At 34.3% G+C, this 8,912-nt stretch carries 5 protein-coding genes; all 5 read right to left on the bottom strand.

Going from position 1 to position 8,912, the window contains the following annotated elements; genetic code table 11:
• Positions 1-332 precede the first annotated feature (332 nt).
• Entirely contained in the window at positions 333-512 is a 180-nt protein-coding gene (locus tag CW357_RS17345) for a hypothetical protein (RefSeq protein WP_119417363.1), read from the bottom strand.
• A 27-nt stretch (positions 513-539) separates the two neighbouring features.
• Positions 540-899, bottom strand: a complete 360-nt coding sequence (locus tag CW357_RS17340; protein ID WP_119417362.1) for a hypothetical protein — start codon at positions 897-899, stop codon at positions 540-542.
• A 22-nt stretch (positions 900-921) separates the two neighbouring features.
• Entirely contained in the window at positions 922-2,340 is a 1,419-nt protein-coding gene (locus tag CW357_RS17335; protein ID WP_164489644.1) for an RHS repeat domain-containing protein, read from the bottom strand.
• Positions 2,341-2,726: 386 nt separating this feature from the next.
• Complete coding sequence (locus CW357_RS17330; protein ID WP_124218716.1) at positions 2,727-7,253, bottom strand: RHS repeat domain-containing protein; 4,527 nt, start codon at positions 7,251-7,253, stop codon at positions 2,727-2,729.
• A 36-nt stretch (positions 7,254-7,289) separates the two neighbouring features.
• Positions 7,290-8,759, bottom strand: coding sequence for a DNRLRE domain-containing protein (locus tag CW357_RS17325; RefSeq protein ID WP_124218715.1), 1,470 nt, complete (start codon positions 8,757-8,759; stop codon positions 7,290-7,292).
• Positions 8,760-8,912: the final 153 nt, after the last annotated feature.

The raw sequence follows: 8,912 nt of genomic DNA, 5'->3' as shown, positions 1-8,912 counted from the left end.
TGAGTGGTGCACTTAATATTACAATTCGTCAGATGAAAAAGAAGTAGAAAAAGTTCAACTACTTCCTCACCTTTGGGCAGTTTCTGTTCCTTCTAAAAAATTCAGTGTAACCATCGCATGTGAGTGCGTGGGCCATTTTCATGGTATAGAAGAATGGTGCGCGGTAGTTAAAGAACCAAACGGTGAAACGAGTAATTATTTATTATTTGAAAAAGAGATTAAGGACGCAATATTAAAATAATTAACAGAAAAAATTTATTGAATTTTGAGAGAACCCTGGTACTTGACTATAGACAGTCAAATACCAGGGTTCTCATATTACACACTATTGTTTATTCGATTTTAGTCGCAATTTCATTGGCATCATATACAAAGCTGCTCACTTGACCATTGACATCAGTTTGTGCGATGTTACCATTTTTCGTGTAGTCATATGCAATTTTAAATGGTTGCTGCGCTTTTGTTGTGTACGTCAGTGAACCGAGTAAATTTGCATCGTTCATTTGTGTCACTTGTTTCCATCTATTGACTTAGATCCATTATTTTTTTTGAAAGAAATTATTTAATTTTTGTATATAATTTCTTCTACTAAGTTTTTTTATAATTTTTTCTCTTTCTTCATCTGTAAGGTTTCTAATATTCCCTGCATCTGACATTGTTGAAAGATCACCATTAAAATCTATCTCTTTATCAATTTCATTCAAATCTATTTGTTCTAAGTCATCATCAACATCACTAAAAACAGCTACAATACGTAAATTTTTTTCATCTCCTAAAAAATTCAGCACGGCTGAATGTCCATCCTTAAATTTAACATCTTTTGCTAATCGATCTTTAACGATACTTAATATATCGTCACTGTTTAATTTAAAATATACATGTCGATTATTTAACGCCATAAAGAATCCTCCCTTCAACTTCCTAATATTGCGTCCCTTTATATTTAAACGCTTTTACTAACGCTTTTCGTATTTTAGTATCATATCTTAATTTACTAGGTATAGAAAATCCATTTTTCGAAACAAAATCATCTAAATGTGGCTGATATATATATTTAACATTGTTAACTACTACATGGATATTCTCTAATTGCGATCCACCTCTTTCTAAGTCTAAAGAAATATTTTTATAATTTTTCACTGAATAATTATTTAAGAATCTTTTATTGCTCATCGGCATTGCAAAATACTGTAAATTTAATTTAAGTGGTTTAAACGTTTTCTTTTTAGATTTAGACAGTGCTTTAGCAGCCTTTTTTGCTTTTTTTGCAGTTTTATATATTTTATATGCGGTTAACGAAATTACCACTATATAAAAGAGAACTTGAGCAAACTCCCCATTTGGATCCACATTCATCACTGGGTTACCATTCGCATAGCTATAACCATTCTGTGATAACGGTTCGTCATCATCACCTGGATGTGGGTCTAATGCTAGGAAGGCTCCGTTTGCTGGGTTATAGTAACGTGCTTGTAAATAGTAATTCTTCGTCTCATCATCATAGTAATAACCTGCATAACGAATTGGGTTCGCTTTCGCTAAATCCCCTTCGACAGTTAAAACATTTCCATAGGCATCATATGTGTATGCACCGACTTCTTGGTCGTCTTTATCACGAATACTTAATACATCCCCACGATAGTTCGTAATGAATTGCTGCTTGCTGGACGCAAGTTGGGCGAGCCGACAACAGGACGTTGTGTACTGGCTCGCCTTCCTTACGGTTTCAAATGTACCGGATTCATTTTGCTTCTTGATAATCATACCAAGTGGTGTATAGCCACTCCATTCATATGAACGATATTCGGTAATGACATCTTTTACTTTCACAACTTCCATCTCTAATACTTCGTCGTTATAGAAGTATTCATGTGTTTTATCGCCAACTGTTTTCGTTAAACGTAAGCCGTTTTCATCGTATGTGTACAATGCGATGGTTAGGTCGTCTAGCGTCGTTACCTTTGTTAAACGTTGTTGCTGATTGTACGTGTACTTATAGTTCTCATCTTGCAATAAGTTACCATCTGCATCATACGTATAAGCCGTTTCATTTTTCGTCGCAATTTGATTGGCATCATTATATGTGAAAGTCGCTTTCTCACCATTCACTTCGGATGCTGTACGATTCCCCACTGCGTCATAATCATACGTGTTGACCGTACCGTCTGATAAGGTTTCTTTTGTTAATTGATCATTGGCATCATATACAAAGCTGCTTACTTGACCATTTACATCGGCTTGTGCGATGTTCCCATTTTTCGTATAGTCATAGACAATTTTAAATGGTTGTTGCGCTTTTGTTGTGTACGTCAGTGAACCGAGTAAATTCGCATCGTTCATTTGCGTCACTTGTTTCCATAAATCATCGTTCAATGTAAGGGTCGTTTTATTGTTTGGTACATCGATATCACTTTGGTAATCATGTGAAACTTGATCGGCACTGATTTTAATATGGTCGACATCATTTCTTTTTAACTTAGTAGACTCAATCTAAAAAATTAAATATTCACAAAGTGATATATGAGCCATGCAATACTTACACCTATTAATATGCTCTTTATTGAAAGTGTATTCTTGAAAATCTCCGTATATAGTAAATAAAAAACTGATACTATTACTATGAAAATCGGAATAATATGATCTGTATTATAAGTTATATCACTTGCTAATAATAATATTAACATTCCGACAAAAAAATAAAATATTTGTTTAAAATTCATAAATGATTAGGCCTCTTTCTTTGCAACGTGTGCAGCATAACTTACATAATTTCTTCCCCATCTACTACAAAGCCCATTATTATAATTACTTTTTTTCCATCCATGATAAAATCCAGTGCCAAAAACATCTATAGCAACAGCCCAAGATAAACCAACCATTGTTGCAAGAATCTTTATTCCTTTTTTACGTAATGCTCTTTTGGCCTCATTAACTAATTTCTTTTTAAGCATTCGCGAATTTTTAATCATTTTTTTAGCCACTTCAGCTTTCTTCTGCTCTTTTGCATTCTTCCAATCTTTATATCCAACCAAAAAACCAATAAGTGTCGAAAGTGCTGTAATAGGTCCTTTAATAGTTCCTGCCATTTCAAATAACAAGAATGCCATTCCTGTTGCTAACGCATATAATATTCTTTTTGAATTATTTCCATCCGGATCCACATTCATCACTGGATTCCCATTCGCATAGCTATAACCATTCTGTGATAATGGCTCATCGTCATCACCTGGGTGTGGGTCTAGAGCTAGGAAGGCACCGTTTGCTGGGTTATAGTAACGAGCTTGTAAATAGTAGTTCTTTGTTTCATCGTCATAATAATACCCTGCATAACGAATTGGGTTCGCTTTCGCTAGGTCCCCTTCGACCGTTAATACATTTCCGTAGGCATCATATGTGTATGCACCGACTTCTTGATCTTCACTATCACGAATACTTAGTACATCGCCACGATGGTTCGTAATGAATTGATACGCTTTCGTTTCAAATGTACCCGATTTATTTTGCTTCTTGATAATCATACCAAGCGGTGTATAGCCATTCCATTCATATGAACGATATTCTGTAACAACATCCTTTACTTTCACAACTTCCATATCCAATACTTCACCACTATAGAAGTATTCATGTGTTGTGTCGCCAACTGTTTTCGTTAGACGTAAGCCATTTTCATCGTATGTGTACGATGCGATGATTTGGTCATCTAGCGTCGTTACTTTTGTTAAACGTTGTTGCTGATTGTACGTGTACTTATAGTGTTCATCTTGCAGTAAATTACCATCTTTGTCATACGTATAAGTTGTTTCATTTTTCGTCGCAATTTGGTTCGCATCATTATACGTGAAAGTTGCTTTCTCGCCATTCACTTTAGATGCTGTACGATTCCCAACTTCGTCATATTCATACGTATTCATTGTACCATCTGGCAGTGTTTCTTGTGTTAATTGATCATTGGCATCATAACCAAAGCTGCTTACTTGACCATTGACATCGGCTTGTGCGATGTTTCCATTTTTCGTATAATCATATGCAATTTTAAATGGTTGCTGCGCTTTTGTTGTGTACGTTAATGAACCAAGTAAATTTGCATCGTTCATTTGTGTCACTTGTTTCCATAAATCATTGTTCAATGTAATCGTCGTTTTATTGTTTGGTACATCGATATCACTTTGGTAATCATGTGAAACTTGATCGGCACTGATTTTAATATGGTCGACATCATCGCTATTTTCTTTATATGTTGTCGCTTCTTTTACTTCAAAGTCTTTTCCATAAGCGGTTGTCACTGCGTTGTTACGTTCTTTCTCATCGTAACCATAATTTTGCTTGAATAAGCCTAGTGTATAGTTCGCAAGTAAATTAGTTTCAGCTGTATAACCATACGTTTTGAGTGTTTTCGTATCACGTAAAATAGACGTTGTATTGCCACTTTCATCATACATATAATCAATGGCTTCATTGCCATTCTGTACCTGTGCTAATTGGCCATCACTATTATATGTGTACGTTGTTTTAACACCTGAAGGTAATTCAGACTGACTCATTTCACCATTTTTATCATACTCATATGAGAACTTCATATTCGGCATGGTGACGGTTGTTACTTGGTCGTTATCGTTATACGTGTATGTTTTTTGACGGTTTAATGCATCTGTTAATGTTGTTAAATTATTGTTATTATCATATTGATACGCTGTTTTATGTCCATTTCCATCTGTTACAGAAAGGATTGTTGAAGGGTACATCGGATCATACGTATACGATTTCGTGTGCCCATCTGCATCTGTTTCTTTCACCTTTTGTCCATAAATAGAATATACTACAGAAGTCGTATTCCCTTTTTTATCTGTCGAAGTTACTTGACGTTGCTCATCATCATAATCGACTTGTTCAAATGTCCCATTGGCATACGTTGTTTTTGTGACACGCCCATAGGTATCATAAACATAGGTTGTTTCTTCGTCTTTTACTTTTGAACGAATAAGTGAAGGTCCATCATATGTGTAAGTCGTTTCTTCACCATTCACATCTTTTGTCGATATTAATTGATTGCGATTATTATACGTATTGGTTACAGTTCCTTCTTTTGTGGTTGATGTCAAAAGATTTCCTTGCGGATCATACGTATTTTTTTCTGTTGAAGCATCTGGATTGATGGTTTCTAACAAGTTGTACTGTTCATCATACGTGTAGAATGACGTTGTTTTTTGATCCTTTTCATTTTTTGGAGTTGTTTCCTCATCAACTATATACGTGTCTCTTATTTCATCACGTTTGTAAATTGTTTGTGTATCTTCAGAATCTAAAGCTACATATATATATTGATGTTTCGTATCAATATCATCATCTGGTTTGGGTTGATTAAATAAATATGTGTTGGTTACGGATACTTTATCTTCTTCATCATTCGCTTGTTTATCAAAAATAATTAATTCATTTGTATTGTATTTAAACGTTGTTTCATTTTTTTGACCATCTACATACTTCGTTAGCTGTCCATTGGCATCATACATAAAGTTTTCAACTATTGTGCGTGTTGACTTATCACTACCGATGATTGTTTGTGTCAATTGATCATTTGTATAACTATATTTTGTCCAATGATCGCCATACTGAACTTGACTAATATGATCATCTACATATGAAATTTTGATGTTCTCTTGATTACTTGTTCCTTTTGTTTCCGCTACTTCCGTGACTTGGCCTTTTTCATTTCTTTTAAAGCTAATTTCATTGCCATATTCGTCTGTATAAGAAGCAATTGCATACGTACCTGTTTTCGAACTTTCTTGGTAGGTTTGAACAAAACCATTTTTATCTGTCATGGTATATGTTGAACCGCTTTTTTCTAATTTTTCAAATAAACCTTTTGGTGAAGTGAACGTATCTCCTGATTTCTCAAATAGGTGGACCGTTCCATCTTCATCTGTATAATAAACATTCTTTTCACCAGCTTCTGTCAAGGTTTCATTCCCTACGAATGTCCATCCTTTTCCTAAAACAGAAGATGTAGTTGAGCGAGAATTATACGTACGAGTAAAGGCATATCCTAAATCACTTCGAGTATAAAGCGACTCATCTGTAAATTGTAAAACCATATTTCCAGCTGTTACGTTTACTGCTGCTGTTGCATTACCAAATGTACTTTCATCATATGTGAAATAATCTTCTAAACCGAGTAAATCCTCACGCATATTAGTTTGCACAGTTGCTTGTGGTTTGGTTGGCATTGGACTAATACCACGTTTTAAGCCATCCATTTCACTATTATCTGCTTCGGAAGCAGGTGCGTTTGAGCTATCGTAGAAGTAAGCTTGTACATAGACATCATATGTGTCGCCTAAATTGAATAGTGTACTTGGGGTATAACTAGTTGTTTCACCACTTTGTGCTTTGACAGAATAGGTTTTACTAATGCCCGATTGTTTTCCTTTAATCGTGACATCATAACGCGTTGCTAATTCATTATTTTTCCATTCAGTAGTTAAAGTTGTTTTATTTTCTACTAGATTATCTAAATTTGCTTTTAGCGTAACTTCTTTTTCATTTGGTGCATATAATGGTATAAATCCATAAGAGATTTCTGATCTTGCAGAATCGCCACCTTCAGATACAGCAATGACTCGGACACTGTAACGTTTAGATGTATTGTTATAAGATTTCCCAGGGTACATTGGCAATTCTGTTCCTGTACCAATCTTTGAGCTATTTTCTAAACTAGCATCATGAAAACCTAATGTACCTGCTTTAATTTCCGCATCAGTTGGGTAGATTTTTTTCCCTTTGGTCGTAACAAAATTTGTATTTCCTACATTGAAAATATCATATTTTTCACCATTCCAAATCAATACTTTATAGCCTGTTGCACCAGCTACTTTATCCCAACTAATATCTAACCAGCCACGATTTTCGTTAGCAGAACCCTGAGGATATTGATGCCCTACTATTTTGGGTTGGTTTGGTGCATCTGTCACTTTTGGTGTTTCTGCAGGGATTTTTATACGAGAATAATCAGATTGAGGACCATCACCGGTAGGGAAAGTCGGCACTACACGATATTTATAATATAGATAATTCGCTGTACCTTTCTTAGCAAAAAAGGCAGATGGATCGTTTGGTAATTTTACTCCTTTTCCTGTTGCTGTGTATGTGGATGTTGTTGTATATGGTGCTTTCGGGAAAATTTTCTTTCCTTTTGAAGTCCAGCTAGTAGCAGTTCCTGTATATACTTGTTTATAGCTAGCTCCATCATACATAAGTAATTTATAACCTGTTGCACCATAAATAGATGGTCATTTAACATTTACATATCCATTGTTTGAGCCATCATTATAAGCAGTTGCTGAAAGGGTTGGCTTTGGTCCAGGCTCGTAGTGATACTTTACAACAATCTTTGCTTTTTTTGTACTTTCAGCAGCAGTGATTTTTTTCCAATATGTTTTCCCGTTACCATTTGTGTGGAACTTAAAACCATAATTTGGTCTTTCTCCTGAAACCCATGCTTGAACCGTATTTGTAACATCAAAATGCGCCCATTCGTCACGCCCAACAGATGTTGAACCGATTTTTGTAGAAGATGGTTTATTGTTCCAAGTCAGTTCGTTTGCTCCCCAAGAACCTTTTACTTCGTCTACCCATAATCCATTCTTAGTACCCGCATAATAAGCGTGTGTCACATAAGCTTGTAAATCAGCACTATCAATTGTAGCACCTTTTAAATCACCTACTACACTAAACTTAATAAAAGGATAGTTAGTTCCAGATGTACTGTCATAATAACCAGTTTGTAAAATATATTCTCCTTGTACAGGATCCCATTGTTTATTAAAATTAGCTGTTGGATATTTACTAGATACATATGTATCACCAAGTGCTTCTATTGTTGTAACAGATGGATCAATATAAATCGGATATACACGCTTTTCTGATTTTAGCCATTCTTCATCTACATCTAAAGTCAAACTATAGCTATTTTTTTCATTTTTCTTTAAAATATAATGCGCTTGATCTGAATAAACCCCTTCACCTTTCGCTTCATTGATGTTTGAATCCATCATCATTGGCTTTGGTAATGTAAATACTGGTTTCGATTTTTCTTCGTCAGTTAGAAACTGAATCGATCCATCTTTTTGTAAAGTTGGTATTAAATCCGTCTTTAAATTATAGTTAAATTGATGAACCCCTGTATATTTCTTTACAATCCAATCCTCTTTAACTTCCTGATTGAATGTAATATGTCGCAAGTCAATATGAGGATAAATTTCGTTGTATTGTACTTTATTTTCCTCGAAAGTTGTCTTACTTAAAAGATTTGGTTTGATATTTTCTCCATTTTGAATAGCATTTGTTAATTCGAATACTACTTCATGATTATCTTTCTTATAAGTAATATTTTGATCATTTTTGATTTTCTCAGGAAAATCTACTTGTAAATCCGTATTTTCTGTTGAAAATGTAGATTCAGCATCTAACGATAATGTATCGTCGATTTCTTCATATGTCTTTCCTTGTTTAGAATGGACCGGCTCTGCATAAATTTCTTTGTAATAATCACCCTCCGTTCCTTTAAATGTTTTTGTGTACTTTGTTCGCTTACTTTTTATCTCTTCTAAGTTCTCTGTTAATACATTAGAAGAATCTTCTGTTTGTTTTACAAGAGCCTCCTTTTTCTGTTCTGAATATGCAAGTGCCACATACTCAGGAATAGAACTAATAATTAAGCTAATTACTAAAAAAAGACTCAAATACTTACGGAAATGCATTGCTACTCCTCTTTCTATGATAAATTATGAAACATTTTTAATACAAATGAAGTTTTTTTGTTAAAAATGTTACATAAATTAAGATATCATATTATTTAATTGCTTTAAATACATTTTTTATTTATGATAGATTGTCAAATTAACTGCACCACC

Origin of the sequence: Rummeliibacillus sp. TYF005 (assembly GCF_003844195.1) — a bacterium.
GTDB lineage: Bacteria > Bacillota > Bacilli > Bacillales_A > Planococcaceae > Rummeliibacillus.
The sequence above is the reverse complement of the archived record's forward strand: the minus strand, read 5'-3'. Positions and strand labels throughout refer to the sequence as shown.

Bases quoted from the DNA above. Each gene is read 5' to 3' on its own strand.
- CW357_RS17340 (WP_119417362.1), bottom strand. From the start codon at position 899: ATGGCGTTAAATAATCGACATGTATATTTTAAATTAAACAGTGACGAT.
- CW357_RS17335 (WP_164489644.1), bottom strand. From the start codon at position 2,340: ATGAACGATGCGAATTTACTCGGTTCACTGACGTACACAACAAAAGCG.
- CW357_RS17330 (WP_124218716.1), bottom strand. From the start codon at position 7,253: ATGTATGATGGAGCTAGCTATAAACAAGTATATACAGGAACTGCTACT.
- CW357_RS17325 (WP_124218715.1), bottom strand. From the start codon at position 8,759: ATGCATTTCCGTAAGTATTTGAGTCTTTTTTTAGTAATTAGCTTAATT.